Source organism: Comamonadaceae bacterium OTU4NAUVB1 (assembly GCA_024372625.1).
Taxonomy (GTDB): Bacteria; Pseudomonadota; Gammaproteobacteria; order Burkholderiales; family Burkholderiaceae_C; genus Variovorax.
Map to the genome: position 1 here is coordinate 1,327,251 of CP099605.1, position 22,905 is coordinate 1,350,155.

A 22,905-nucleotide genomic window follows, 5' to 3' on the forward strand; every position below is an offset into this window, starting at 1 on the left:
TCGCGCCGGCGGCGGGCGATCCCCCCGATCCCTTCGACCTTTCCGTTCCTTCTTCGAGTTTTCCCTGCCAGACGAACCATGAACGCTCCATCGACCTCCTCGCCCGCGGGCAACGCCAACCTCTTCGTCGCGCTGCGCGGCGGCTTCCCGTGCGACCTCGACGCCATCGCCATCGAGACCGACGAGGGCCAGCGCCACACCTGGCGCGACCTCGACCAGGCCAGCGCGCGCATCGCGAACCTGCTCGACGCGCTGGCCCTGCCACCGGCCTCGCGCATCGCCGTGCAGGTGGAGAAGTCGGTCGAGGCCGTGGCGCTGTACCTGGGGACGCTGCGCGCGGGCCATGTCTTCCTGCCCCTGAACACCGCCTACCGCAGCGCCGAGATCGCCTACTTCATCGGCAACGCCGAACCCGCCGTGGTGGTGTGCGGCAGCGCCAACGCCGACTGGGTGGCGCCCATCGCCGTGGAGGCCGGCACGCGCCACGTCTTCACGCTCGACGACGACCGCACCGGCACGCTCCTCGACGTGGCCGCGCAGTGCCCCGACCAGCACGTGCCGGCCATGAAGGCCGACGACGACCTCGCGGCCATCCTCTACACCAGCGGCACCACCGGGCGCAGCAAGGGCGCCATGCTCACGCACCGCAACCTGCGCTCCAACGCCGAGGTGCTCAAGGACTACTGGGGCTGGACCGAGGGCGACGTGCTGATCCACGCGCTGCCGATCTTCCACGTCCACGGCCTGTTCGTCGCGCTGCACGGCGCGCTGCTCAACGGCAGCCGGATGATCTGGTTCGACCGCTTCGATCCGAAGAAGGTGGTGGCGCGGCTGGCCGACGCCACCGTCTTCATGGGGGTGCCCACGCTGTACGTGCGCATGCTGGCGGAGCCGGGCCTCACGAAGGAGGCCTGCGCGCGCATGCGGCTGTTCATCTCCGGCTCGGCGCCGCTGCTGATCGAGACCTTCGAGACGTGGCGCGAACGCACCGGCCACACCATCCTGGAGCGCTACGGCATGAGCGAGACGGCGATGCTCACCTCCAACCCCTACCGCCCGGTACAGGGCGAGCGGCGCGGCGGCACCGTGGGCTTTCCGCTGCCCGGCGTCAACCTGCGGGTGCGCACGGCCGACGACCACGGCGGCGGCGAATTCCGCGACTGCGCCACCGACGAGATCGGCGGCATCGAGGTCGTCGGGCCCAACGTCTTCGCCGGCTACTGGCGCATGCCGGAGAAGACGCGCGAGGAGTTCACGGCCGACGGCTTCTTCAAGACCGGCGACGTCGGGCGCATCGACGGCCTGGGCTACGTCACCATCGTCGGGCGCAGCAAGGACCTCATCATCAGCGGGGGCTACAACGTCTACCCGGCCGAGATCGAGGGTGTCATCAACGAGATGCCGGGCGTGACCGAGAGCGCCGTGATCGGCGTGCCGCACCCGGATTTCGGCGAGGTGGGCGTGGCGCTGGTGGTGGCGCGCAAGGACGAGCGGCCCGACGCCGAGGCGATCCTCGCGGCGTTGCGCCGCCAGCTCGCCAACTTCAAGATCCCCAAGCGCTGCTTCGTGGTCGACGAGCTGCCGCGCAACACCATGGGCAAGGTGCAGAAGGCGGCCCTGCGCGAGCAGCACAAGGGGCTGTTCGCCGGCAGCACGGCCGCCGCCGGCGCGGGCAACGCCCGCGCCGAGCCGATCAGGCCGGCAGCGCGGTGAGCGTGGCGGGCTCGTCCACCGGCACGCCGTTGGCGTTGCTGCGGAACTGCGCCGCCATGTCGTAGACCGCCTTGCGCACGCGCATGATCGAGCCGAGCGGGCGGTGCGCGGCCAGCGAATGCCAGGGCGAGAACGACATGCCGTCGTCCACCGCCGCCGAACGCGCGGCGCTCCACGCCACCTGCGGCCGCGCGCTCAGGCGGGCGACGGCGACGTAGGGGCTGCGGTCCTCGGGCCATTCGACCGAGGCGTCCTCGATCGGCATCGCCTCGATGTCGGTGCACAGCTGCACGCGCAGTTCCCACTCGCCGCCGTTGTGGGCGAAATGCTGCAGCACGGCCTCGCGGATGACATCGGGTCCGTCGCCCAGATCGAGCAGGTTGCCGGTCAGCGCCACCAGTTCGGCCGACACCGGCGCGAGCGAGAGCTTGGCCATGTAGGGGCCATGGCGCAGCGGCACCTGCGTGTAGAAGGTCTCCCCGAGGATGTGCGTGGCCGGATGGCCGCCCATGGTCTTGAACGTGGCGACCTCGCCGCCGGCCTTCTCGACCAGCGTCTCCAGGCCGCGCAGGGCCGCCGAGAGCGCCTTCTTCAGGCCGGAGGCCTTGTCGGTGGTGGCGGCGAGCAGCTTGAGCGGACCCAGGAAGGCCTTGGCCGTGGGCGCGCTGAAGACCGGGCCGTTGACCAGGATGAAGTCCTGCGTGACGTCGCCTTCCGAGCCCGAGACGCGATCGCCCTCGACGCCGACGACCTTCAGCGCCACGCCGCGCGGCGTGGAGACGGCGTCGTCGAGCAGGTCGCCGGGCGTGGTGGAGAAGCGCATGGCGACGGGGTAGGTGCCCGCCTTGGCGAACAGGCCCTGCGCCAGCCGCTCGGGCAGTCCGTCCAGGACCCGCAGTTCGGCCAGCAGCAGGCCGTGGCTCTTGGCGTGCACGCTGCGGTAGGCATGGCCCTCGTCCCGGTGGACGGTCTCGCTGATCTCGTGCAGGGTTTCCTTCAGCGCGCGGGTCGTCTCGGCCTCGTCGTCCTCGAGCGATTCGTATGCGGGCTGGTAGCGCAGTGGCTCGGCGGCGTGGGGCAGGGGAGCGGACATCGTGGTTTCCTTCGGGGTTGGACGCGGCGCGGGGCGCCGTCGCGTCAGTATTCGAAGGAGGACCGCGCCGGACCGTCAGTGGCGCCGACGACGCCTTGTGGGACGACATGGCGTCGTTCCGGGAAGCGCAGGGTCGCGGCGTGGAGGGCCGGACCGGGGAGAGAAGGTGTCTGCGAATGTGCACCGGACCCGCATCCTGAACCAGGGTTCAGGTGGGCGAGGGCAGCCCGACTTCGGGTTCATCTGACGCGAGATGATCACGCCCGTCGGGCGATGTACCAAGCCCGGCTCCGGAGAGCATTGGAACAAGGAAATATTAAGCCCGGCGCGCACCGCAGACAGGGGCGATTCTATGCCCGGCGACCCGGCCGGCACGCCGCGTCAGGGCAAATGAGGGTCGCCGGCAAGGGCTTGATCGAGGCGCTTGACGAGCGCGCCGAGACGGTCCTCTCCCGCCGGCGGCGCAGCGGGCGGGGCGGTCCGCCGGGCCAGGACCTCGGCCTCGGCCTCGATCCGCGCGCGCGTGGCGGCGGCCGCCTCGACCTCGGCGCGCGCGCGGTCCGCGGCCGCCGCGACGCGTTCCGCCCGGGCCTGCTCGGCCGCCTGCGCGGCGGCCTCGGCCGCGGCCGCGCTCGCCTCGGCCGCGGCGGTCTGCTGCCCGAGGTCGTAGGCCAGGTGCAGCGAGGCCAGCACCGCGATGCGGTCGCGCGCGCGCACCTTGCCGGCGTCGCGGATGCGGCACATCGTGAGGTCGACCCGCTCGACGGCATCGCGCAGCCGGGCCTCGCCGCCCTCGGGGCAGCCCAGCAGGTAGCTCTGGCCCATGATCTGGACTTCGATCTGCTTCATCGGACGGCCGCGGCGGAGGCGAACGCGGGTGGCGAGGACGGGGCGGGCGGCGGGGTGGCGTCGTCGTGCGGCGGCTCGGCCGGCAGGCGCTCGAGCACGGCGTCCAGGCGCAGGCGGGCCTCGGCGAAGCGCGCCAGCAGCGCGTCGCGCTCCTGTGCCAGGGCGCTCACCTGATCCTGCAGCCGCGCGTTCGCGCGCAGGACTTCCTCGTGGCGCGCCAGCAGGCGCTCGACGCGCACGGCGATCTGGTCGATGGGGCTCGGGTCGGACATGGAAACGATTGTATGAGTGCTGTTCCGAAAGATGCCTCACTTAGAATCCGCCGCGTTGGTGCTCGCGCCGCGGTTCACGCGGTGCAGTTCAACGGGAAGCAGGAGCCAGACGCCCCCCGGGCCGAGGCCAGCCTGCGCTGCCCCCGCAACGGTCCAGCAGACGGCGTCCTCACCGGCGCCACTCCCGCCAATTCGCCACTGGGCGCCCTGAAACAGGTGCCTGGGAAGGCGGTGGGAGATGCGCTGCAAGCCCGGATACCGGCCAACGAGGAGACGGCGCCGCGTGCGCCGTCGTGACACCCAGACGTCCGGCGGGGAAGCCGGGCAGGGTTTTGGTTTCCCGAGTTTCCTGTTCCATGAAAAATTCCGTTTCCCTCGCCGGCGCGTGCCGGTCCGCACCCGCACGCCTGTTGCCCGCGACGCTGGCGATCGCCGCCGCCTGGCCCGTGCTCGCCTCGGCCCAGGCGCAGCCCGCCGACGACGTGCTGCGCGAGACCGTGGTGACCGCCACGCGCGTCGAGCAGCCGCTGGCCGATCTGGTGAGCGACGTCTCCATCGTCGACCGCGCCACCATCGAGCGCAGCGGCGCGACCGGCGTGGCCGACGTGCTCGCGCGCCTGCCGGGCATCGAGATCGTGCGCAACGGCGGCATCGCCAATGCGAGCAGCGTGTTCCTGCGCGGCGCCGAGTCGCGCTTCACGGCCGTCTACCTCGATGGCGTGCGCATCGACTCGCAGTCCACCGGCGGCGTGGCGTGGGAGGCGATCCCGCTGGCGCAGATCGACCGCATCGAGGTCCTGCGCGGTCCCGCCGCCGCGGTCTACGGCTCCGACGCGATCGGCGGTGTCGTGCAGCTGTTCACCCGGCGCGGCGAGGGTCCGGCGCGCCCCTACGTCGGCATCGGCCTGGGCAGCCACGACCTGCGCCGCGCCGAGGCCGGCGTGAGCGGCTCGGCCGGCGTGGGCGGCGCGTTCGACTACTCGCTCGGCGCCGCCTACGAGGAGAGCCGCGGCTTCGACGTCCAGCCGCGCAGCCTGCGCTCGCCGCTGCGCAGCGGGCCCTTCGCCGCCGACGGCTTCACCAGCCCGGACCGCGACGGCTACCGCATCAGCTCGGCCAACGCGCGTCTGGGGTTCCGGATCAGCGCGACGCAGCGCATCGAGACCACGCTGCTGACGAGCGACACCCAGGCGAAGTACGACGCCCGCGTCTCCGGCACGCGGCCGCCGGCGGCCTTCGCCGACGACACCAACGCCAACACGCTGCGCACCGCCGGCGCGGCGTGGATCGCCAAGTGGAGCGACCTCTACAGCACGCGCGTGCAGGTCACCGACAGCCGCAGCACCTACGAGACGGCGCCGTCGTTCTACCGCACCGAGACGCAACTGCGCGGCTACCTGTTCCAGAACGAACTGCGCTTCGGGCCGCACCTGGTGACCGCCGCGCTGGAGCGCCGCGAGGACGCGCTGGACAATGCCGCCACCGCGTTCGTGCCGCGCCTGGCGCGCGATCGGTCGCAGAACGCGCTGGCGCTGGGCTACGGCTTCGTGCAGGGCCCGCACTCGCTGCAGCTGCACGCGCGCCACGACGACGACAGCGAGTTCGGCGGCAAGTCCACCGGCAGCGCCGCCTACGGCTTCGCGATCACGCCGCAGTGGCGCGCGACCGCCTCGGCGGGCACGTCGTTCCGCGCGCCGACGCTCTACCAGCGCTTCAGCCAGTACGGGGTCGCCAGCCTGCAGCCGGAGGAGGGCGAGAACGTCGAGGTCGGTCTGCGCTACACGCAGGGCGCGACGACCGCCGGCATCGTCGCCTACCGCAACCGCATCACCAACCTGATCACCTTCGGTCCGGCGGGCGTGGGCACCTGCCAGGACCGCAACGTCGGTTGCTACGCCAACACGGCGCGCGCCCAGTACGAGGGCGTGACGCTGTCGGGTGGCCACCGCATCGGCGACGTGACGCTGCGCGCGTCGGCCGACTTCCAGGACCCGCGCGACCTCGACACCGACCGCCAGCTCGCGCGGCGTTCGCGCCGCCACGCCACCGTGGGAGCCGACTGGCGCCTGGCCGGCTGGACGCTGGGCGCGGAGGTGCAGACCTCAGCGATGCGCTGGGACGACGCCGCCAACACGCGCCGCCTGGGTGGCTATGCGCTGCTGAACCTGTCGGCGACGACGCAGCTCACGCGCGAGATCGGCCTGGTGGCGCGCCTGGACAACGTCGGCGACAAGGACTACCAGCTCGCGCGCACCTACGCCACCGGCGGCCGCCGGGGCTACGTCGGCCTGAAGTGGACGCCGCAGTGAGCGTGGCGGCCGGTCACGCGCCGCCGGCCGGGCCGGCCGCCTGCGCCGCCGTGCTGGTGGCGGCGCCGGCCTCGGGCCAGGGCAAGACGACCGTCGCCGCCGCGCTGGCGCGGCTGCACGCGCGCGCCGGCCGGCGCGTGCGGGTCTTCAAGTGCGGGCCGGATTTCCTCGACCCGCAGTGGCTGGCGCTGGCCTCCGGCGCGCCGGTGCATTCGCTGGACCTGTGGATCAACGGCGAAGCCGACTGCCGCGCGCGCCTGCACGCGGCCGCCGCGTCGGCCGACCTGCTGATCGTCGAGGGCGTCATGGGCCTGTTCGACGGCCGGCCGAGCGCGGCCGACCTGGCCACCCGCTTCGGCCTGCCGGTGCTGGCCGTGATCGACGCGCGGGCGATGGCCGGGACCTTCGGCGCCCTGGCCCTGGGCCTGCGCGCGTTCCAGCCCGGCCTGCCGTGGCTGGGCGTGCTGGCCAACCGCGTCGCGAGCGAGCGCCACGCCGGCATGCTGCGCGACGCCCTGCGTCAACCGGACCAATGGCTGGGCGGCCTGCCGCACGGCGCGGCCTTCGCGCTGCCCGAGCGCCACCTGGGGCTGGTGACGACCGGCGACACCGCCGACGCGCTCGCGCGCCTGGACGCCGCCGCCGACGCGCTGGCCGCGACGCCGCTGGGCGCGCTGCCGGTCGCGGCGCTGCCCCGGGTGCGCTTCGAGGCGCCGCCGGCGCCGGCCGCGTCGCGCGACGCAGCCGGCGCCGGCGCGGCGCGGCCCCTGGCCGGGCGCACGGTCGCCGTGGCGCGCGACGCCGCCTTCGCCTTCATCTACCCGGCCAACCTCGCGGTGCTGGAGGACCTGGGCGCGCGGGTCGCCTTCTTCGCACCGCTGGCGGGCGACAGCCTGCCGCCCTGCGACGCGGTCTGGCTGCCCGGCGGCTACCCCGAACTCCACGCCGCCGCGCTCGCGGCCTGCCTGCCGCTGCGCGCGGCGCTGCACGCGCACGCCGCCGCTGGCCGGCCGGTCTGGGCCGAGTGCGGCGGGATGATGGCGCTGTTCGACACGCTCGTCACCGCCGATGGCGCCAGCCATGCGATGTGGGGCCTGCTGCCCGGCCGCTCGACGATGCAGGGGCGCCTCGCCGGGCTCGGCCCGCAGGCCCTGCGGCTGGGCGACGGCGAGACGCTGCGCGGCCACACCTTCCACTATTCGACCAGCGAGACCCCGTCGCCGGTGGCCGCGCGCACCGTGCCGCCCGCGACCGGCGCCGGCGCGGCGGCGCGTCCGGGCGAGGCCGTCCACGTGCGCGGCGGCGTGCGCGCGAGCTACTTCCACGCCTGGTTCGCGTCGAATCCGCGCGCGGCGGCACGGCTGTTCGAGCCGGCGCCGATCGCGTTCGCGGCCGCCGCCGACACGGCACCCGGCGGGCCGTCGCGCGATGCCTGAGCGCGAATTCATCCTCGGCGGCCAGAAGAGCGGCAAGTCGCGCCGCGCCGAGCTGCGGGCGCGGGCCTGGCTCGACGGCGGCGCCGCGCGGCGCGCGGTGTTGATCGCCACCGCCCAGCCCTGGGACGACGAGATGCGCGCGCGCATCGCGCGCCACCGCCGCGAGCGCGCCGCGCGCGTGCCCGGCCTGCGCACGGTGGAAGAGCCGCTGCGGCTGGCCGAGACCGTCGCCGCGCACGCCGCGCCCGACACGCTGGTGGTGGTCGACTGCCTCACGCTGTGGCTGACCGCGCACCGGATGCCGATGACGCCCGCGGCGCCGGAACCGGACGTTGGCGCCGGCGCGGCCGCGGACGCGGACGTCGCGGTCCGCGCCCTGATCGACGCCATCGGCGCCGCGCGCGGCCCGCTGGTGCTGGTGGGCAACGAGATCGGCCTGGGCGTGATCCCGATGGGGCGCGAGGTGCGCGCCTTCGTCGACGCGCTCGGCCGCCTCAACCAGGACGTGGCCGCCGCCTGCGACCGCGTCACGCTGATGGCGGCCGGACTGCCGCTGACCCTGAAGGAACCCGCATGACGATGTCCGCGCTCCGGCGTCCGATCCCTCTCGCCGCGTGCGCGCTCGCGCTGGCGGCCGCCCTGGCCTGGCCGGGCACGGCCGCGCGCGCGGCCGAGGTGCGCGACGAGCGCGGCGTGACCGTGTCGCTGCCGCGCCCGCCGCAGCGCATCGTCAGCCTGCTGCCGTCGCTGACCGAGTCGGTCTGCGCCCTGGGCGCGTGCGACCGGCTGGTGGGGGTGGACCGCTATTCGAATTCGCCCGCGCCGGTGCGCGCGCTGCCCCAGGTCGGCGGCGGCCTCGACCCGAACGTCGAGGCCATCGTCGCGCTGCGGCCCGACGTGGTGCTGCTGTCGCAGGCCTCGCGCGTGACGCAGCGGCTGGAGGCGCTGGGCGTGAAGGTGATCGCGCTGGAGCCGCGCACCAGCGCCGACGTGCGGCGCGTGCTCGACACGCTGGGCGCCGTGCTGGGGGTGGACGACGCGCAGCACGTGTGGCGCGCCATCGACGCCGGCGTGGCGGCGGCGGCGCAGTCGCTGCCGGCCGCCGCGCGCGGGGCGCGGGTGTACTTCGAGGTCAACAACGCGCCCTACGCGGCCGGCGAGACCTCGTTCATCGGCGAGACGCTGATCCGCCTGGGCGCGCGCAACGTCGTGCCGGCGGCGCTCGGGCCGTTTCCCAAGCTCAATCCCGAATACGTGGTGCGCGCCGATCCGGAACTGATCATGGTGGGCGCGCGCAGCGCCGCCGGACTGGAACAGCGACCGGGCTGGGGCGCCATCCGCGCCGTGCGCGAGCAGCGCATCTGCCGCTTCACGCCCGAGGAGTCCGACGTGCTGGTGCGCCCGGGGCCGCGCATGGCCGAGGCGGCGCGGCTGATGGCGCGCTGCCTGTCGGAGAAGGCGCCCGGCGTCGCCGCCGGCGCCCCCACGCCCGCCCGGGCCGTGCCGTGAGCGCTCCGCGGCGCCGCGTGCGGGTCGCCGGCGGCGTGCTGGCGGTGCTGTCGCTCGCGCTGCTGACGGTCGGGCTGGGCATCGGCAGCACCGGCTTCGCCAGCGTCTTCGCGGTGCGGGACGACCCGGTCGCGTGGCAGATCGTCTGGGACATCCGCCTGCCGCGCACGCTGGGGGCCTGGCTCGCGGGGGCGCTGCTGGGGCTGTCCGGCGCGGTGGCGCAGGGGCTGTTCCGCAACCCGCTGGCCGACCCGTACCTGCTGGGCAGCGCCTCGGGCGCGCTGCTGGGCGTGGCCGTGGCGCTGCTGCTCGTGGGCGGCGGCGCGGCCGGCGCGTCGACGGGCGCGCAATGGGCGCTGCGCCTGGGGCTGACGGGCGCGGCCTTCGTCGGCGCCGTGCTGGCGGTGCTGCTCACGCTGGCGCTGGCGCGCGGGGTGCAGCAGACGCTGCGGCTGCTGCTGGCCGGCGTGATCGTGGGCGTGGTGCTCGGCGCGCTGAAGGACCTGATCACGATCCAGTCGGCCGACATCCTGGTGGCGCTCACCGGCTTCCTGCTGGGCAACACCGGGCTGGTCGGCTGGAGCGCCTGCGCGACGATGGCCGGCTGCGCGCTCGCCTGCGTGGCGGCCGCCCGGGTGCTGGCCCCGGTGCTCGACGGCCTGGCGCTGGGCGAGGCGACCGCCGCCAGCCTGGGCCTGCCGCTGGGCGCGATGCGCGCCGCGCTGGTCGCGGTGCTGGCGCTGGCGACCGGGGCGGCCGTGGCCCAGACCGGCCTCATCGCCTTCGTCGGGCTGGCCGCGCCGCACCTGGTGCGCTCGGTGGTCAAGACCACGCACGCCGGGCTCGTCACCCTGTCGGCCGCCATGGGCGGGATGCTGCTGATGGCGGCCGACCTGCTGGCGCGCTGGCTGATCGCGCCGCAGGAACTCCCCGTGGGCGTGCTGACGGCGCTGCTGGGCGGTGGCTACCTGCTGTGGCTGATGCGCGGTGGCGCCCTGCGCGGGAGCGCGCGGTGACGCGCGGGGCGTCCGGCGGGGTGGCGATCGAGGCGCGCGGCGTGCGCGTCGCGCTGGGCGGGGTCGAGGTGCTGCACGGCATCGACGCGACGCTGGCGGCGGGCCGCTGGAGCGCCATCGTCGGGCCCAACGGGGCGGGCAAGTCGACCCTGCTGCGGGTGCTGGCGGGGCTGCAGGCGGGCCATCGCGGCGAGGTGCGGCTCGGCGGCACGCCGCTGGCCGCGCTGCCGGGCCGGGAGCGCGCGCGCCGCCTGTCGTGGCTGGGGCAGGGCGGGGCGGGCGATGCCGGCGCCGACGACCTGCGCGTGCACGACATCGCCATGCTGGGACGCCTGCCGCACCAGCGCTGGCTGGCCGCGCCGAGCGAGGCCGATCACGCGGCGGTGGAACGCGCCCTGCGCGAGACGCAGGCCTGGGACTGGCGCGACCGGCCGCTCGGCGAGCTCTCCGGCGGGGAGCGCCAGCGCGTGCTGCTCGCGCGCGCGCTGGCCGTCGAGGCCGAGGTCGTGCTGATGGACGAGCCCCTGGCCAACCTCGACCCGCCGCACCAGGCCGACTGGATGCGCACCGCGCGCGCGCTGGCCGCGCGGGGGCGCACGGTGGTCAGCGTGCTGCACGAACTCTCCGTGGCCCTGGCGGCCGACGACCTGGTGGTGATGGCCGACGGCCGCGTGGCCCACCACGGCGGCTGCGGCGATCCGGCCACGCACGCGGCGCTGGAGGCGGTGTTCGACCGGCGCGTCGCCGTGCACCGCGTGGCCGGCCAGTGGATCGCGCTGCCGCGATGAGGACGTCGGCGCGCCTAGCTCAGCCCGGTCACCGGCACGGCCGCGCCGTGGATCGCGCGCGCCGCGTCGGAGGCCAGGAACACGATCACGGCGGCGAGGTCGGTCGGCGCGACCCAGCGCGCGGGGTCGGCCCCGGGCATGGCGGCGCGGTTGTCGGGCGTGTCGATGATGGTGGGCAGCACGCAGTTGACGTTGACGCCGTGCTCGCGCAGCTCGGCCGCCATCGACTCGGTCAGGCGGATCACGGCGGCCTTGGACGCGACGTAGGCGCCCATCCGCGCCGCGCCCTCCCGCGCCGCGAAGGCGCCGACGTTGACGATGCGCCCGCCACCGGCGGCCAGCATGCCGGGCACCACGGCGTGCGCCATGTGCAGCACCGTGCGCGCGTTCAGGTCCATCAGGACGTCCCAGGTCCGCGCCGAGGTCTCGTGCACCGCCTCGCCCATGCGGAAGCCGCCGGCGAGGTTGCACAGCACGTCGATGCGGCCGAAGCGCTCGACGGCGCGCGCGGCGGCGGCGTCGGCCTCGGCCGGCCGCAGCAGGTCGGCGGCGATGTGCATGCGCCGCGCGTCGGGTTCGCCGAAACTCCCGTGCAGCGCGTCCTCGCGCAGGTCCGCGAGCGCCAGCCGGGCGCCGCGCGCCGCGAACGCCCGCGCGACGGCGCCGCCGAGGTGGCCGGCCGCGCCGGTGATGAGCACCGTGGTGCCGTCGAAATCCTGGGTCGTGTCCATGTCCCGTGTCCTCGAAGAAATCCGGAATCCGAAGCCTAACCCCCTCACGCCATGCAGATCGAAACCCCTCCCGCCGCCAAACCCTACGAGAAGCCCGAAGGCGAGCGCCGCGGCCTCGTCATCGTCCACACCGGCGACGGCAAGGGCAAGAGCACGGCCGCCTTCGGGCTGGCCCTGCGCGCCCACGGCCGCCACCACGTCCACGGCAAGGCCGTGAAGATCTGGCAGTTCATGAAGGTGCCGACCGCGCGCTTCGGCGAGCACCGCATGTTCGAGCGCATCGGCATTCCCATCGAGGGCCTGGGCGACGGCTTCAGCTGGAAGAGCCAGGACCTGGAGCGTTCGGGCCAGCTGGCGCGCGACGGCTGGGAGCGCGCGAAGGCATCGATCCTGTCGGGCGAGCATTTCCTGGTGGTGCTCGACGAGATCACCTACCCGCTGATCTACGGCTGGCTGCCGCTGGACGACGTGCTCGCCACGCTGCGCGCGCGCCCGTCGGACGTGCACGTGGTGCTCACCGGCCGGCGCTGCCCGCCGGAGCTGATCGCGCTGGCCGACACCGTGACCGAGATGACGATGGTCAAGCACGCGTTCAAGGCCGGCGTGCCGGCCCAGCGCGGCATCGAGGACTGACGCGTCGATGGCGGCCTGGCAGACGGCGCTGGCGATCGGCATCGCGCTGGTCGTGGACCGCGCCTTGGGCGAACCGCCGGCGCGCTGGCACCCGGTGGTCGGCATGGGGCGCTACCTGGGCGCGGCGGGGCGGCGGATCGCGCCGGTGGCCGGCGGCGGCGCGGATGTCGGCGGCGCGGCGGCGCGCGGGCGGCCGTTCGCGCTCGGCGCGGCGGCCTGGTGCCTGGGCGCGGCCGGCGTGGGCGCCGTCGCGTTCGGCCTCGAGGCCGCCATCGCGTCGGCGCCCCTCTGGCTGGCGGCGGTCCTGGCGGGCCTGCTGCTCAAGCCGCTGCTGGCCTGGCGGATGCTGCGCGACGAGGTGCTGGCCGTGGAGGCGGCGCTGGACGAATCGCTCGACGCCGGCCGCGCCCGGCTGGCGCGGCTGGTCAGCCGCGACGTCGCGTCGCTCGACGCGGCCGGGGTGCGCGAAAGCGCGATCGAGTCGCTGGCCGAGAACCTCAACGACTCGGTGGTGGCGCCGGTGTTCTGGTTCGCGATCCTGGGGTTGCCGGGAGCGGCGGTCTACCGTTTGGCCAACACGGCCGACGCGATGTGGGGCTACCTCGGCGAACGCGGGGGCCGCGACTGGACCTGGGCCGGCAAGTGGGCCGCGCGGGCCGACGACGCGCTCTCCTGGGTGCCGGCGCGCCTGACCGCGCTGCTGCTGCACGCCCATTTCGCGCGTCGTTCCCCGGACGCGTCGCGCCCGCGCGTCCCGTCGCCGCTGGCGACGCTGCGCCGCGAGGCCGTTCTCACGCCGTCGCCCAACGGCGGCTGGCCGATGGCGGCGATGGCGCTGGGGTTGGGCGTGCGGCTGGGCAAGCCGGGCGTCTACGTGCTCAACGCGTCGGCGCCGGCGCCGGGCGCGGGCGACGTGCGGCGCGCGGCGCGGGCCGGCGGCCGCGCGGTGGCGCTCATGGCGGCCGGGACGGCCGGGGCGGCGGCGGTGGCGCTGGTGGCGACCTGGCTGGCGGGGCGTCCATGAACGACGACGCGCTGTTCGTCCATGGCGGTCCCGACGACGGTCCGCCGGTGCGCCACGATTTCTCGACCAACGCCAACGCCTGCGGGCCGTGCCCGGAGGTCCTGGCCGCCGTGCGCCGAGCCGATGCGGTGCGCTATCCCGACCCGCGCTACACCGCCCTGCGCGAGGCGCTCGCCGCCTTTCACGGCGTGGACGCGGCGCGCATCGCGATCGCCGCCAGCGCGAGCGAGTTCATCCTGCGCATCACGGCGGCGGTGGCGCGCCAGGGAGGCCGCGCCGTCGCGCTGCCGGCGCACGGCTATGCCGACTGCGCGCGGGCGGCGCGGGCGTGGGGACTGGTGGGGTGGGACCGGCAGCCACCCGGCACCGACGCGGACGCCGCGCCGCCGGACCTGGTCTGGCAGTGCGATCCGTCCAGTCCGCTGGGCCAGCCCGTGCCGGACCTGGGCGGGCGCATCGACGCGCTCGCGCCGTCCTCGACGTGCGTGCTGGACCTGGCCTACGAGCCGCTGCGGCTGGACGGCGGACTCGGCCTGACGCCGGCGCAATGCGACCGCGTGTGGCGGATGTGGACGCCCAACAAGGCGCTCGGGCTGACGGGCGTGCGGGCCGCCTATGCCATCGCGCCGCTGGACGGACCGGACCTGCGCGAAGGGGTGGCGCGACTGGCGCCTTCCTGGTCGGTCGGTGGCCACGGCGTGGCCCTGCTGGACGGGTGGCGCCGGGCCTCGGCGCAGGATTGGCTGGCGCGCAGCCGGGAGGTCCTGTGCGGGTGGCGGGCTTCACAGTGGAGGGTGTGCGCGGAACTCGGGTGGGAAACCCGCGCCTGCGTGGCGAATTTCCTGTGCGTCGATCCCGGGGTCGACGACGTGGGGCTTTGGGCCGGGGCGTTGCGCGCCCGGCGCATCAAGGTGCGCGACGCGGCCTCGTTCGGCCTGCCGGGGCTGTGCCGCGTCGCGGTGTTGCCGCCGCCGGCGCAGGAGGCGCTCCGGGCGGCGACGCTCAGTCTTGCTTTTCCTCGCCGGGCTTCTCTGCCAGCTTCTCGTTCACGACGTCCTTCATGAGCTTCTCGCCCTCGACATCGCGGCCATCGTTGGGCACGGACTCCTCCTGGGTGATCTCGGGCTCCTCGTGGGCCTTGGCCTTGGCGGCATCGGATGGGTTCGCGGTGGAATCGTTGGCCTGGGTCACGGTGTGCTCCTTGTTGGGGTGGAGGTCACCATGACGGTCGATCCACGCGCGCCGGTTCGGGCAATCACCCCTGCCACCGTCAGCCGATCTCCACAGTCAGGCCAGCGGCCCGGTCGTGCTCACCGGGTCCGCGGCCATGGTGCGGCGCAACTCGGCCACCCCCAGCACCATCGCGTCCCAGTAGGCGGCCTGCGGGGCCGAGGCCGAGCGGAAGGTGCGGTAGTGGAAGACGTCGGAGCCCTGCATCTCGCAGGCTTCGAGCAGGGCCCAGAAGTATTCTCCCGCCGCGCGTTCCTCGACCCTCAGGGCCAGTTCATGTCTCGGTGCCATCGTGTGTCCATCTCGGTGTGGGGCGTGCGTCCTGAAACGAACGTGGGCGCCATCCTGATGACAGCGCGCGGGTGTGTTGCATCTGCTTGCCACCCGGCGGCCCATCGGATCGGGGTAAACCCCCGGAAAGGAAGACACGCATGACCATTTCGGACGAACGCGCCGCGCCGGCGGGGGCGCGCTGCGTCATGGTGCTGGGCACCACCAGCGGCGCGGGCAAGAGCTGGCTGGCGACGGCCCTGTGCCGCTGGATGGCGCGCCAGGGCCTGCGCGTGGCGCCGTTCAAGGCGCAGAACATGAGCAACAACGCGCGTGTGGTCGCCGGTGGCGAGATCGGCAGCGCGCAGTACTTCCAGGCGCTGGCCGCGCGCGCCGAACCCGAGGTGCGCATGAACCCGCTGCTGCTCAAGCCCGAGCGCGACACCCACAGCCAGGTCGTGCTGATGGGCCGGGTCGACCCGGCCCTCACCGCGCTGCCGTGGCGCGGACGCAGCGAGCGCGTCTGGCCCGCGATCGCCGCCGCGCTCGACGCGCTGCGCGCGGAGAACGACGTGGTCGTCATCGAGGGCGCGGGCTCGCCGGCCGAGATCAACCTGATGGACAGCGACATCGTCAACCTGCGCGTCGCGCGCCACGCCGACGCGCGCTGCCTGCTGGTGAGCGACATCGACCGCGGCGGCGCCTTCGCCCACCTCTACGGCACCTGGGCGCTGCTGCCGGAGGCGGACCGCGCGCTGCTGCGCGGCTTCGTGCTCAACCGGTTCCGGGGCGACGCCTCGCTGCTCGCGCCGGCGCCCGAGCGCCTGCGGGCGCTGACCGGCGTGCCCACCGTGGCGACGCTACCGATGTGGTGGCGCCACGGGCTGCCCGAGGAGGACGGCGTCTTCGATGCGCGCACCACGTCGGCGGGGGAGGTGCGCCTGACCGTCGCCGTCGTCGCGACGCCGCGCATCAGCAACCTCGACGAGTTCCAGCCGCTGAAGAACCTCGACGGCGTGCGGCTGCGCTGGGTGCGTGCGCCGGCCGAACTGGCCGACCTGGGACCGGGCGACTGGATCGTGCTGCCGGGCTCCAAGCACACCAGCGGCGACCTCGCCTGGCTGCGCGCGAACGGCCTGGACCGCGCGGTGGCCACGCACGCCGCCCGGGGCGGGGGCGTGCTGGGGGTGTGCGGCGGGCTGCAGATGCTGGGCGAGGCGCTGATCGATCCCCACGGCATCGACGGCAACGCGCCGGGCCTGGGCCTGCTGCCGCTGGTGACGGTGTTCGAGCCCGAGAAGACGGTGCGCCACCGCGAAGCCACTTTCGGCGCGATCGACGCCGGGCCGTGGCGCGCGCTGTCGGGGCTGGCGGTGCGCGGCTACGAGATCCACCACGGCGCGACCGCGGAGCATCCCGCCCTGGCCGCGGCCGGCCAGCGCGCCCACCCCGTGCTGCCCGAGGGCCTCGGCTGGCGCAACGCGGCGGGCAACGTGATCGGGTTCTACCTGCACGGCCTGTTCGAGGACCCCGGCGTGATGCGCGCGCTGTTCGGCGGCGCCGCGCCGACGCTGGACTCGGTCTTCGACGGCCTGGCGGACTTCATCGACGCGCACTTCCAGCCGGGCGTGCTGCGTTCCCTCATCGACTGACCGGGCGTCCCGCCTTCTTGCATGAACTCCTCCCGCTCTTCTGCTAACGGCCTTGCGGACACGTCCGGGACCGCTGTCCCCAAGACCGAATGCGCCGATCTCTCCGATCCGGCACTCGTCCGCCGCCTGCAGGCGGCGCTCGACAACAAGACCAAACCCGTGGGCGCGCTCGGGCGCATCGAGGCGCTGGCGTTGCGCCTGGGCGGCATCCTGGGCACCGAGTCGCCCGTGCTGGACCGCCCGCAGATGCTCGTCTGCGCGGCCGATCACGGCCTGGCGGCGCGGGGCGTGTCGGCCTATCCGGGCGAAGTGACGCGGCAGATGGTCGAGAACTTCCTCGCCGGCGGGGCGGCCGTCAGCGTGCTCGCGCGCCAGCACGGGCTGGCGCTCACGGTGGTCGATTGCGGGGTGCGCGGTGAGATCGCGCCGCGTCCGGGCCTGCTGTCGCGCAAGGTCGCCCACGGCACCGCCGACGCGTCGGCCGGACCGGCGATGAGCCCGGCGCAGTGCGCGCAGGCGATCGCGAACGGACGCGACGTGGTGCGCGCGCTGCCGGGCAATGCGCTGCTGCTCGGCGAGATGGGCATCGGCAACACCTCGGCGGCGTCGATGCTGCTGGCGCGGCTCGCGGGCATTGACGTCGACGCCTGCACCGGCACGGGCACCGGCCTGGACGCCGCCGGGCGCGCGCGCAAGGCCCGGGTGCTGGCCGAGGTGCTGGCGCGGCACGCCGGTGCCACCGCGCCGCTCGACGCGCTGGCGGCCTTCGGCGGCTTCGAGATCGCGACGCTGGTGGGCGCCGTGCTGCAGGCGGCCGAAGCGCGCCGCGTGATCGTGCTCGACGGCTTCATCGCCAGCGCGGCGGTGCTGGTGGCGCAGGCGCTGGCGCCCCACGTCGCGCAGCGCTGCGTGGCCGCGCACGTCTCGGCCGAGCCCGGCCACGCGCTGCTGCTGGCGCGGCTGGGCCTGGAACCGCTGCTGGCGCTGGACCTGCGCCTGGGCGAGGGCTCGGGCGCGGCGCTGGCGTGGCCCCTGCTGGAATCGGCCTGCCGCCTCCTGCGCGAGATGGCGAGCTTCGACGCGGCCGGCGTCTCCCGCGGCGACGCGGCGGCCTGACGCCGGCCGTTCCCGATGGCCATGAGGACCCTGGCGGCCGGCGTGCGGCACTTCCTGCTGGCGCTGCAGTTTTTCACGCGCATCCCGGTGACCGGGGCCCTGGCGCGCTGGGTGGGCTACAGCCCGGCGATGCTGCGCGCGAGCGCGGCGCACTTCCCGGCGGTGGGGTGGGTGGTGGGAGCGATCGGCGCGGCGGCGTTCGCGCTCGCGTCGGCCCTGTGGCCGCCGGCCGTGGCGGCGGTGGCGGCCACGGTCGTCACGGTGCTCGCGACCGGTGCCTTCCACGAGGACGGCCTGGCCGACGTCGCCGACGGCCTGGGCGGCACGCAGGACCGGGCGCGGGCGCTGGAGATCATGCGCGACTCGCGCATCGGCGCGTTCGGCGCCATCGCCCTGGTGCTGGCGCTGGGGCTGAAGCTGGCCCTGCTGACGACGCTGGGCGCGCTGGCCGGTGCCACGCCGGCCTGCGCGGCGCTGGCGGGGGCGCACGTGCTCTCGCGCCTGATGCCGCTCGCGCCGATGCGCTGGCTGCCGCACGTGAGCGGCGAGGCCGCCAAGTCCAAGCCCCTGGCCGATTCGGTGAGCGGTCGCGCGCTGGGCATCGCGCTGGCGTGGTCGGCGCCGGCCGCGCTGGGGCTGGGATACGTGTTCGGCGTGCCGGCGGCGCTCGGCGCGCTGGCGGCGGCGGCCGGGGTCACCTTCGCGCTGGCGCGCTGGTTCCGGCGCCGGCTCGGCGGCTTCACCGGGGACTGCCTGGGGGCGACGCAGCAGGTCGCCGAGATCGTGATCTACCTCGCGCTGGCGGCGCGGTGGTGAGCGTGACGACATCGACGTCGGCCGGAAGGGCGCCCAGGCTCTGGCTGCTGCGCCACGCGGCGGTGGAGGGCGCGTCGGGCCGGTGCTACGGCGCGAGCGACTTGGCGGCCCGGCCGGCGGCGACGCGCGCCGCGGCGGACGACTTCGCGCGGCGGTGGCCGGCCGGGCCGGAAGCGTCCGGCATCGCCGTCTCCGACGCTGGTCGTGCCGACGACGACACCGGCGGCACCCCCATCGGCGACACCGCCCGCCGCGCCGATCCCACGCTCGTGGCGGCATCGTCGCAGTTCGATCCCGCTACCGCTACCGCCACCGCCACCGCCGACGACGTCCGCCTCTGGTGCTCGCCGTTGCGGCGTTGCACCGCGCTGGCGGCGGCCGTGGTCGAGCGCCTGCCCGGCCTGGGCCCGGTGCGCATCGACGCGCGGCTGGCGGAGATGGATTTCGGCGCCTGGGAAGGCCTGCCGTGGGACGCCATCGGCCGCGACGCCTTCGACGCCTGGACGGCCGATTTCGCCGACGCGCGCGTGGGCGGCCACGGTGAGAGCACCCGCCTGTTCATGGCCCGCGTCGGTGCGGCGTGGGACGCGTGGCGCGCCTCGGGGCGCGATGCCGTGTGGGTCACGCACGCGGGGGTGATGCGGGCCGTGATGCTGCTCGACGCGGGCGTGCGCTGCCCGGAACGCGCGAGCGAGTGGCCTCAGCAATCGGTCGCGTTGGGAGCGTGGATCTGCGTCGAAAGCCGGCCGCGCTGATCGATTCACGTCGCAGTGCAGCGCTCATCGGACATGACGCCCTATCGGCTTTTCACCGAAGTGGAAAAAAGAATTCTCAGGTTCCCGGGAGCATAGTCCATCCGCCGCCTTTTCCCGGACAGAAAACGGGAGCCAATGCGAAAGCCGGATCCTTCGTATCGCGCCAGCGCCATCCGTCGTCCTTCAGGAAATAACACTCATCGCCAACTTCCATCTGGAAAATCTCGTTCATTCTATCGATGGATGCATAGACTGGAAAAGCAGAGGCTCCAGAGGTCTGAGCCATTTTTACTTCCATCCTGCTCCACTGGAATGGACCCTTGAAGTACGGAGGGTCGCTCGGATTTTTAAAAAGAAGAAAAATAATCAGTAGGAGCAGCGAGATTCCAATTGTCGTTTTCCACGTGTTCATGGCGATTTGAGGTAGTGATTTCTTTTCGCCAGTCTTTTCGATCGAGAAACGACAATAAGAATTTCTTTCGGAGAAACCATGTCGGTGGATTCGGGCTCGAACTGGAATCGTGGATCATGGGAGAGAATCCCGATGCTTTCCAGAACATCGGCGATGTTCGTGGAACAACTGTTGTTGGCGATGTTGTAGGGAGCATCGACTTTGGCTCGGCGCCTGAGTTCTTTCGCGATCTTGGATTTTTCTGTGGGAGAAACGCGAAGAACCAATCCTTCAAAGTCTCGAATCTTCAAGTTGGAACGCCGGAAACCCTCGCCATCGGGAATAATTGCATATCTGCTGTTTGCCCTGCTGTAGATCACGCCATCGATATCGATGGCCACATGCCCAAACTGTGAACCTGCCGATGTCATGACGGCGTCAAAAATCAGTACTTCAATCGTCGTTGAATCGGTATCGATGGATTTTATGGATCGATCGCCATGCGGAGTGGTTTTGATTTTGGCGATCAGGCGCAAGATTTCGCCCTGGTTTTCCAGTAGGGTCTGATCCGGCATGATCTATCCCGCGATGAAGAAGCTGATCTCGCCGGCATGCTCACCTGTCAGATGCACGTGCGTGTGTCCATCCTGATCCGTGGTTTGAAAAGCGATTTTTCCACTAGCGTCTTTTGTACCGTAATAAGTGTTCGGCATGGCGCTTCCATGACTGTCCCGCAGGACATAGCGGTCGTCGTAGCCGTTGCCGTTCACGAAAGAAATAACCTTGAGAAGTAGGTCGGCAGGAGCACTTTCGGCAATCAGGGTGACGCCGCAGCCCGTCAAGTGACCTTCTGTGGCCATTGGAATCGCTGCATTGGTATCCGTACAGTTGGGCAGGCCTTCCGTGATCTTGAAGAAATGAGGCGGGCATCTGGGGCAGAAGACGTCGTCCCCTTTGCGGGCGATCGGCAAGCCATGCCATGAATTGTTCGGGCTGCCCGACGTGATCACTCCACCGTGGCTGGTCATGTCGCCTAGCGCAGCCTGAGATTTGCCGTATAGATCTGCTCTTTTGAAGATTGATGTCATGTCGATTTGAATATTGATCAAGAATTATCAATATGCCAGTTCGGCAAGTGCTGTTTTGCCGACCTTCCTGAACAATTCTTGATGCGCAATTCAGACGCATGTCTTTTGCATCCCGTTCCTGTCGTGCTCAGGGACCTGGCGCCGGCGTCTTCGGCTTGAAATCGCAATGCGCCGCCACCGCACACTCCCAGCAGCGCGGCTTGCGCGCCACGCAGACATAGCGGCCGTGCAGGATCAGCCAGTGGTGCGCGTGCAGGCGGTAGGCCGGCGGCACGCGCTTTTCCAGCTTCAGTTCGACCGCCAGCGGCGTCTTCCCAGGGGCCAGCCCGGTGCGGTTGCCGACGCGGAAGATGTGCGTGTCCACCGCCATCGTCGGCTCGCCGAAGGCGACGTTGAGGATCACGTTGGCGGTCTTGCGGCCCACGCCCGGCAGCGCTTCGAGCTCGGCGCGCGTGCGCGGCACCTCGCCGCCGTGCCGCTCGACCAGCATCCGGCAGGTCGCCATCAGGTGCTTCGCCTTGCTGCGGTACAGGCCGATGGTCCGGATGTGTTCCTCCAGCGTCTCCTGGCCCATGTCGAGGATGGCCTGCGGCGTGTTCGCCACCGGGTAGAGCCGCCGCGTCGCCTTGTTCACGCCGACGTCGGTGGCCTGCGCGGACAGCAGCACGGCGGCGAGCAGCTCGAAGGGGGAGTCGTACAGCAGCTCGGTCTCGGGCGTCGGATTGGCCGCCTGCAGGGCGGCGAAGAAGGCTTCGATGGATTCTTTTTTCATGGGGTGTCGCGGGTCGTGTCGATGTCAGCCCGCGTCGTGCAGCCGGGGCGCGAAGGCCTTCACGCCGTCCAGGACCGCCTCGGCCAGCGGTGCCGGAAAACCCGGTGGCAGTTCGGATTCGACCCGGCGCAGCACCTCGGGCAGCCGCTCGGCGATCTCGTCGCGCGGCGCGCGGGGACCGGCCGCTCCGGCCAGCCGGGCGACCTCGTCCCAGTGCCGGGCGCGGAGGTCGCCCAGGCCCCAGTGGGCGCTCTTCTCGCGCAAGGCGAGCGCCGGCCGGGTCTTCTGCTGAAGCTCGATCGCGCGGAGTCCGCCACCGCCGATGACCGGCCAGGCCGACCGCACGCCATGGAAGGGAGCCAGGCGATGGCCGCCCCCGGGCGCGAGGAGGATCGAATGGTTGCCCGCGTGGCCGCCGGTCGCCGCCAGCAGCCAGAAGACCATCTGCGCCTTCACGAAGGCGGCCTTGTCGGCGGCGGCGTTCGTGCCGGCGCCGAGCACGCGCAGGATGTCGCGCAGGCCCGGACCGCCGTCGGCCTCGTGCCGGCGCGTGCCCGGCACGCCGAGCGCCTGGCACAGGTTTTCCTGGGGAAGGCGGACGATGCGGTCGTCGCCGGCCTCGACGCCGCCCTGGACGGCCCGGTCGAAACGCTCGACGACCAGGGCCTCGTGCCGGCCGAAGCGGGCGACCTCGCACGCCGCCACGTCCAATCCGAAGGCCGACACGACGCGCGCGCACAGCCATTCGTTCCAGAGCCCGTCGCGCGGCCCGGCGTCCAGGGGGTCGGGCCCGCCGGTCCCGCCGGGCGACAGCTTGAGGAGGTGCGTGGTCGGCGTGGCGCCGAGCGGGCGCAGCCACCGGTCCGCGCGCCGGACCAGGGCGGTCTTCTCCCGCGTGCCGGGCAGGGCGGCGCGGACAGGGCCGTCCTCGCCGTCCGTGCCGCCCTCGCGCCGGCGCCGGCCGGGCGCCAGCGCGGCGTCGATGGCGCGCTCGACGCCGCCCTCGTCCAGCGGCGCGGCGTCGATGCGATCGAAGTCGCCGGGTGACGCGCCGGGCGCCAGCAGCTGCACCGCGCCGACGCAGTCGCGGCCGAGCGCGCCCAGCAGGTCGAACGCGTCGGCGTCGCCCAGCCCGAGCTGATCCTGCAGTCGCTGCCGGAGGAGGCCGACGTCGGGCAGCAGGTGATCGAACCAGTCGCCCACGACCGCGCCGCGCAGCGGGGCGTGGTCGGGCGGGAACGGCAGCGACAGGGAGAGCGGGCACGCGTCCGGGTCGGCGACCCAGGCCTCGTCGTACCCGAAGCGATGCTCGCCCTCGCGCACCGACCATTCGCCGACGACGCGGCCGTGCATCCACGCCACCAGCGGCGCCGGGTGGCGCGGGCCGCGACCGCGCTTCTTGACGACCGCCATCACGACGCGCCGCCGGCCCTGGGGATGGA

24 protein-coding genes, 1 pseudogene and 1 riboswitch are annotated in these 22,905 nt (G+C 73.2%); of the genes and pseudogenes, 14 read left to right on the forward strand and 11 right to left on the reverse strand.

Going from position 1 to position 22,905, the window contains the following annotated elements; all coding sequences use genetic code 11:
- Positions 1 to 78 precede the first annotated feature (78 nt).
- A complete protein-coding gene (locus tag NF681_09605; GenBank protein ID UST55399.1) occupies positions 79 to 1,713 on the forward strand; it encodes a malonyl-CoA synthase in 1,635 nt (544 codons plus the stop codon).
- Here NF681_09605 and NF681_09610 read toward each other — a convergent pair.
- The 3 genes and pseudogenes from NF681_09610 to NF681_09620 form a co-directional block, all read right to left on the reverse strand.
- Positions 1,694 to 2,806, reverse strand: a complete 1,113-nt coding sequence (locus tag NF681_09610) for a catalase family protein (protein UST55400.1) — start codon at positions 2,804 to 2,806, stop codon at positions 1,694 to 1,696. The two genes, NF681_09605 and NF681_09610, sit on opposite strands and share 20 nt — an antisense overlap.
- 609 nt (positions 2,807 to 3,415) lie before the next feature.
- Positions 3,416 to 3,655, reverse strand: a pseudogene (locus NF681_09615) (cell division protein ZapA).
- On the reverse strand, positions 3,652 to 3,927 hold the full coding sequence (locus tag NF681_09620; protein UST55401.1) for a DUF904 domain-containing protein: 276 nt from the start codon (positions 3,925 to 3,927) through the stop codon (positions 3,652 to 3,654). Before NF681_09620 ends, NF681_09615 begins: the two are co-directional and overlap by 4 nt.
- Positions 3,928 to 3,966: 39 nt before the next feature.
- A riboswitch (cobalamin riboswitch) is annotated at positions 3,967 to 4,209 on the forward strand.
- A 74-nt stretch (positions 4,210 to 4,283) separates the two neighbouring features.
- Between NF681_09620 and NF681_09625 the strand changes: the two genes are divergently transcribed.
- Genes NF681_09625 through NF681_09650 form a run of 6 tightly spaced genes read left to right on the forward strand, consistent with a single transcriptional unit; the run spans position 4,284 to position 10,985 of the window.
- Positions 4,284 to 6,236 carry a TonB-dependent receptor gene (locus NF681_09625; protein ID UST55402.1) on the forward strand — a complete coding sequence of 651 codons (1,953 nt, stop codon included), beginning with the start codon at positions 4,284 to 4,286 and terminating at the stop codon, positions 6,234 to 6,236.
- Complete coding sequence (locus tag NF681_09630) at positions 6,233 to 7,672, forward strand: cobyrinate a,c-diamide synthase (protein ID UST55403.1); 1,440 nt, start codon at positions 6,233 to 6,235, stop codon at positions 7,670 to 7,672. Before NF681_09625 ends, NF681_09630 begins: the two co-directional genes overlap by 4 nt.
- Positions 7,665 to 8,249, forward strand: coding sequence for a bifunctional adenosylcobinamide kinase/adenosylcobinamide-phosphate guanylyltransferase (locus NF681_09635; GenBank protein UST55404.1), 585 nt, complete (start codon positions 7,665 to 7,667; stop codon positions 8,247 to 8,249). The genes NF681_09630 and NF681_09635 overlap by 8 nt, the downstream gene beginning before the upstream one ends.
- Entirely contained in the window at positions 8,246 to 9,181 is a 936-nt protein-coding gene (locus tag NF681_09640; protein UST55405.1) for a helical backbone metal receptor, read from the forward strand. The genes NF681_09635 and NF681_09640 overlap by 4 nt, the downstream gene beginning before the upstream one ends.
- Positions 9,178 to 10,197, forward strand: a complete 1,020-nt coding sequence (locus NF681_09645; GenBank protein ID UST55406.1) for an iron ABC transporter permease — start codon at positions 9,178 to 9,180, stop codon at positions 10,195 to 10,197. Before NF681_09640 ends, NF681_09645 begins: the two co-directional genes overlap by 4 nt.
- Positions 10,194 to 10,985, forward strand: coding sequence for an ABC transporter ATP-binding protein (locus tag NF681_09650; GenBank protein ID UST55407.1), 792 nt, complete (start codon positions 10,194 to 10,196; stop codon positions 10,983 to 10,985). The genes NF681_09645 and NF681_09650 overlap by 4 nt, the downstream gene beginning before the upstream one ends.
- Positions 10,986 to 10,999: 14 nt before the next feature.
- Here NF681_09650 and NF681_09655 read toward each other — a convergent pair whose 3' ends face one another.
- On the reverse strand, positions 11,000 to 11,716 hold the full coding sequence (locus tag NF681_09655; GenBank protein ID UST55408.1) for an SDR family NAD(P)-dependent oxidoreductase: 717 nt from the start codon (positions 11,714 to 11,716) through the stop codon (positions 11,000 to 11,002).
- Positions 11,717 to 11,767: 51 nt separating this feature from the next.
- On the opposite strand from NF681_09655, the gene cobO reads away from it, so the two are divergent.
- The 3 genes from cobO to NF681_09670 are packed head-to-tail and all read left to right on the forward strand — an operon-like array spanning position 11,768 to position 14,437.
- Entirely contained in the window at positions 11,768 to 12,349 is a 582-nt protein-coding gene (cobO, locus tag NF681_09660) for a cob(I)yrinic acid a,c-diamide adenosyltransferase (GenBank protein ID UST55409.1), read from the forward strand.
- Between the two features lie 7 nt (positions 12,350 to 12,356).
- A complete protein-coding gene (gene cbiB / locus NF681_09665) occupies positions 12,357 to 13,373 on the forward strand; it encodes an adenosylcobinamide-phosphate synthase CbiB (GenBank protein ID UST55410.1) in 1,017 nt (338 codons plus the stop codon).
- Positions 13,370 to 14,437 (forward strand): aminotransferase, encoded by a 1,068-nt coding sequence (locus NF681_09670; GenBank protein ID UST55411.1) that lies wholly within the window; start codon positions 13,370 to 13,372, stop codon positions 14,435 to 14,437. The genes cbiB and NF681_09670 overlap by 4 nt, the downstream gene beginning before the upstream one ends.
- Here the strand turns inward: NF681_09670 and NF681_09675 are convergent.
- Positions 14,376 to 14,564 carry a hypothetical protein gene (locus NF681_09675; protein ID UST55412.1) on the reverse strand — a complete coding sequence of 63 codons (189 nt, stop codon included), beginning with the start codon at positions 14,562 to 14,564 and terminating at the stop codon, positions 14,376 to 14,378. The two genes, NF681_09670 and NF681_09675, sit on opposite strands and share 62 nt — an antisense overlap.
- 96 nt (positions 14,565 to 14,660) lie before the next feature.
- A complete protein-coding gene (locus NF681_09680; protein ID UST55413.1) occupies positions 14,661 to 14,894 on the reverse strand; it encodes a hypothetical protein in 234 nt (77 codons plus the stop codon).
- Between the two features lie 140 nt (positions 14,895 to 15,034).
- Between NF681_09680 and NF681_09685 the strand changes: the two genes are divergently transcribed.
- From NF681_09685 to NF681_09700, 4 genes are read left to right on the forward strand one after another with little or no spacing between them, the layout of a single operon-like run.
- A complete protein-coding gene (locus NF681_09685; protein ID UST55414.1) occupies positions 15,035 to 16,525 on the forward strand; it encodes a cobyric acid synthase in 1,491 nt (496 codons plus the stop codon).
- A 21-nt stretch (positions 16,526 to 16,546) separates the two neighbouring features.
- Positions 16,547 to 17,641 carry a nicotinate-nucleotide--dimethylbenzimidazole phosphoribosyltransferase gene (cobT, locus tag NF681_09690; protein ID UST55415.1) on the forward strand — a complete coding sequence of 365 codons (1,095 nt, stop codon included), beginning with the start codon at positions 16,547 to 16,549 and terminating at the stop codon, positions 17,639 to 17,641.
- Positions 17,642 to 17,662: 21 nt separating this feature from the next.
- Positions 17,663 to 18,457, forward strand: coding sequence for an adenosylcobinamide-GDP ribazoletransferase (cobS, locus tag NF681_09695; protein ID UST55416.1), 795 nt, complete (start codon positions 17,663 to 17,665; stop codon positions 18,455 to 18,457).
- Positions 18,458 to 18,459: 2 nt separating this feature from the next.
- The gene (locus tag NF681_09700; protein UST55417.1) at positions 18,460 to 19,212 is read left to right on the forward strand and encodes a histidine phosphatase family protein; all 753 of its coding nucleotides are present in this window, start codon (positions 18,460 to 18,462) and stop codon (positions 19,210 to 19,212) included.
- Between the two features lie 76 nt (positions 19,213 to 19,288).
- On the opposite strand, the gene NF681_09705 is transcribed toward NF681_09700, so the two are convergent.
- The 5 genes from NF681_09705 to NF681_09725 all read right to left on the reverse strand — a co-directional run bounded on the left by NF681_09705 (position 19,289) and on the right by NF681_09725 (position 22,876).
- Positions 19,289 to 19,624 (reverse strand): hypothetical protein, encoded by a 336-nt coding sequence (locus NF681_09705; GenBank protein UST55418.1) that lies wholly within the window; start codon positions 19,622 to 19,624, stop codon positions 19,289 to 19,291.
- Entirely contained in the window at positions 19,621 to 20,178 is a 558-nt protein-coding gene (locus NF681_09710; protein ID UST55419.1) for a hypothetical protein, read from the reverse strand. Before NF681_09710 ends, NF681_09705 begins: the two co-directional genes overlap by 4 nt.
- A 3-nt stretch (positions 20,179 to 20,181) precedes the next feature.
- A complete protein-coding gene (locus NF681_09715; protein ID UST55420.1) occupies positions 20,182 to 20,712 on the reverse strand; it encodes a PAAR domain-containing protein in 531 nt (176 codons plus the stop codon).
- A 106-nt stretch (positions 20,713 to 20,818) separates the two neighbouring features.
- Positions 20,819 to 21,463, reverse strand: coding sequence for an endonuclease III (nth, locus tag NF681_09720; GenBank protein ID UST55421.1), 645 nt, complete (start codon positions 21,461 to 21,463; stop codon positions 20,819 to 20,821).
- A gap of 24 nt (positions 21,464 to 21,487) precedes the next feature.
- Complete coding sequence (locus NF681_09725; GenBank protein UST55422.1) at positions 21,488 to 22,876, reverse strand: HipA domain-containing protein; 1,389 nt, start codon at positions 22,874 to 22,876, stop codon at positions 21,488 to 21,490.
- Positions 22,877 to 22,905 lie beyond the last annotated feature (29 nt).

Coding starts and splice junctions, on each gene's coding strand:
- NF681_09710 (UST55419.1), bottom strand. CDS start 20,178: ATGCCGGATCAGACCCTACTGGAAAACCAGGGCGAAATCTTGCGCCTG.
- NF681_09620 (UST55401.1), bottom strand. CDS start 3,927: ATGTCCGACCCGAGCCCCATCGACCAGATCGCCGTGCGCGTCGAGCGC.
- NF681_09625 (UST55402.1), top strand. CDS start 4,284: ATGAAAAATTCCGTTTCCCTCGCCGGCGCGTGCCGGTCCGCACCCGCA.
- NF681_09680 (UST55413.1), bottom strand. CDS start 14,894: ATGGCACCGAGACATGAACTGGCCCTGAGGGTCGAGGAACGCGCGGCG.
- NF681_09655 (UST55408.1), bottom strand. CDS start 11,716: ATGGACACGACCCAGGATTTCGACGGCACCACGGTGCTCATCACCGGC.
- NF681_09635 (UST55404.1), top strand. CDS start 7,665: ATGCCTGAGCGCGAATTCATCCTCGGCGGCCAGAAGAGCGGCAAGTCG.
- cbiB (UST55410.1), top strand. CDS start 12,357: ATGGCGGCCTGGCAGACGGCGCTGGCGATCGGCATCGCGCTGGTCGTG.
- cobS (UST55416.1), top strand. CDS start 17,663: ATGAGGACCCTGGCGGCCGGCGTGCGGCACTTCCTGCTGGCGCTGCAG.
- cobO (UST55409.1), top strand. CDS start 11,768: ATGCAGATCGAAACCCCTCCCGCCGCCAAACCCTACGAGAAGCCCGAA.
- nth (UST55421.1), bottom strand. CDS start 21,463: ATGAAAAAAGAATCCATCGAAGCCTTCTTCGCCGCCCTGCAGGCGGCC.
- cobT (UST55415.1), top strand. CDS start 16,547: ATGAACTCCTCCCGCTCTTCTGCTAACGGCCTTGCGGACACGTCCGGG.
- NF681_09640 (UST55405.1), top strand. CDS start 8,246: ATGACGATGTCCGCGCTCCGGCGTCCGATCCCTCTCGCCGCGTGCGCG.
- NF681_09670 (UST55411.1), top strand. CDS start 13,370: ATGAACGACGACGCGCTGTTCGTCCATGGCGGTCCCGACGACGGTCCG.
- NF681_09705 (UST55418.1), bottom strand. CDS start 19,624: ATGAACACGTGGAAAACGACAATTGGAATCTCGCTGCTCCTACTGATT.
- NF681_09605 (UST55399.1), top strand. CDS start 79: ATGAACGCTCCATCGACCTCCTCGCCCGCGGGCAACGCCAACCTCTTC.
- NF681_09610 (UST55400.1), bottom strand. CDS start 2,806: ATGTCCGCTCCCCTGCCCCACGCCGCCGAGCCACTGCGCTACCAGCCC.
- NF681_09685 (UST55414.1), top strand. CDS start 15,035: ATGACCATTTCGGACGAACGCGCCGCGCCGGCGGGGGCGCGCTGCGTC.
- NF681_09725 (UST55422.1), bottom strand. CDS start 22,876: ATGGCGGTCGTCAAGAAGCGCGGTCGCGGCCCGCGCCACCCGGCGCCG.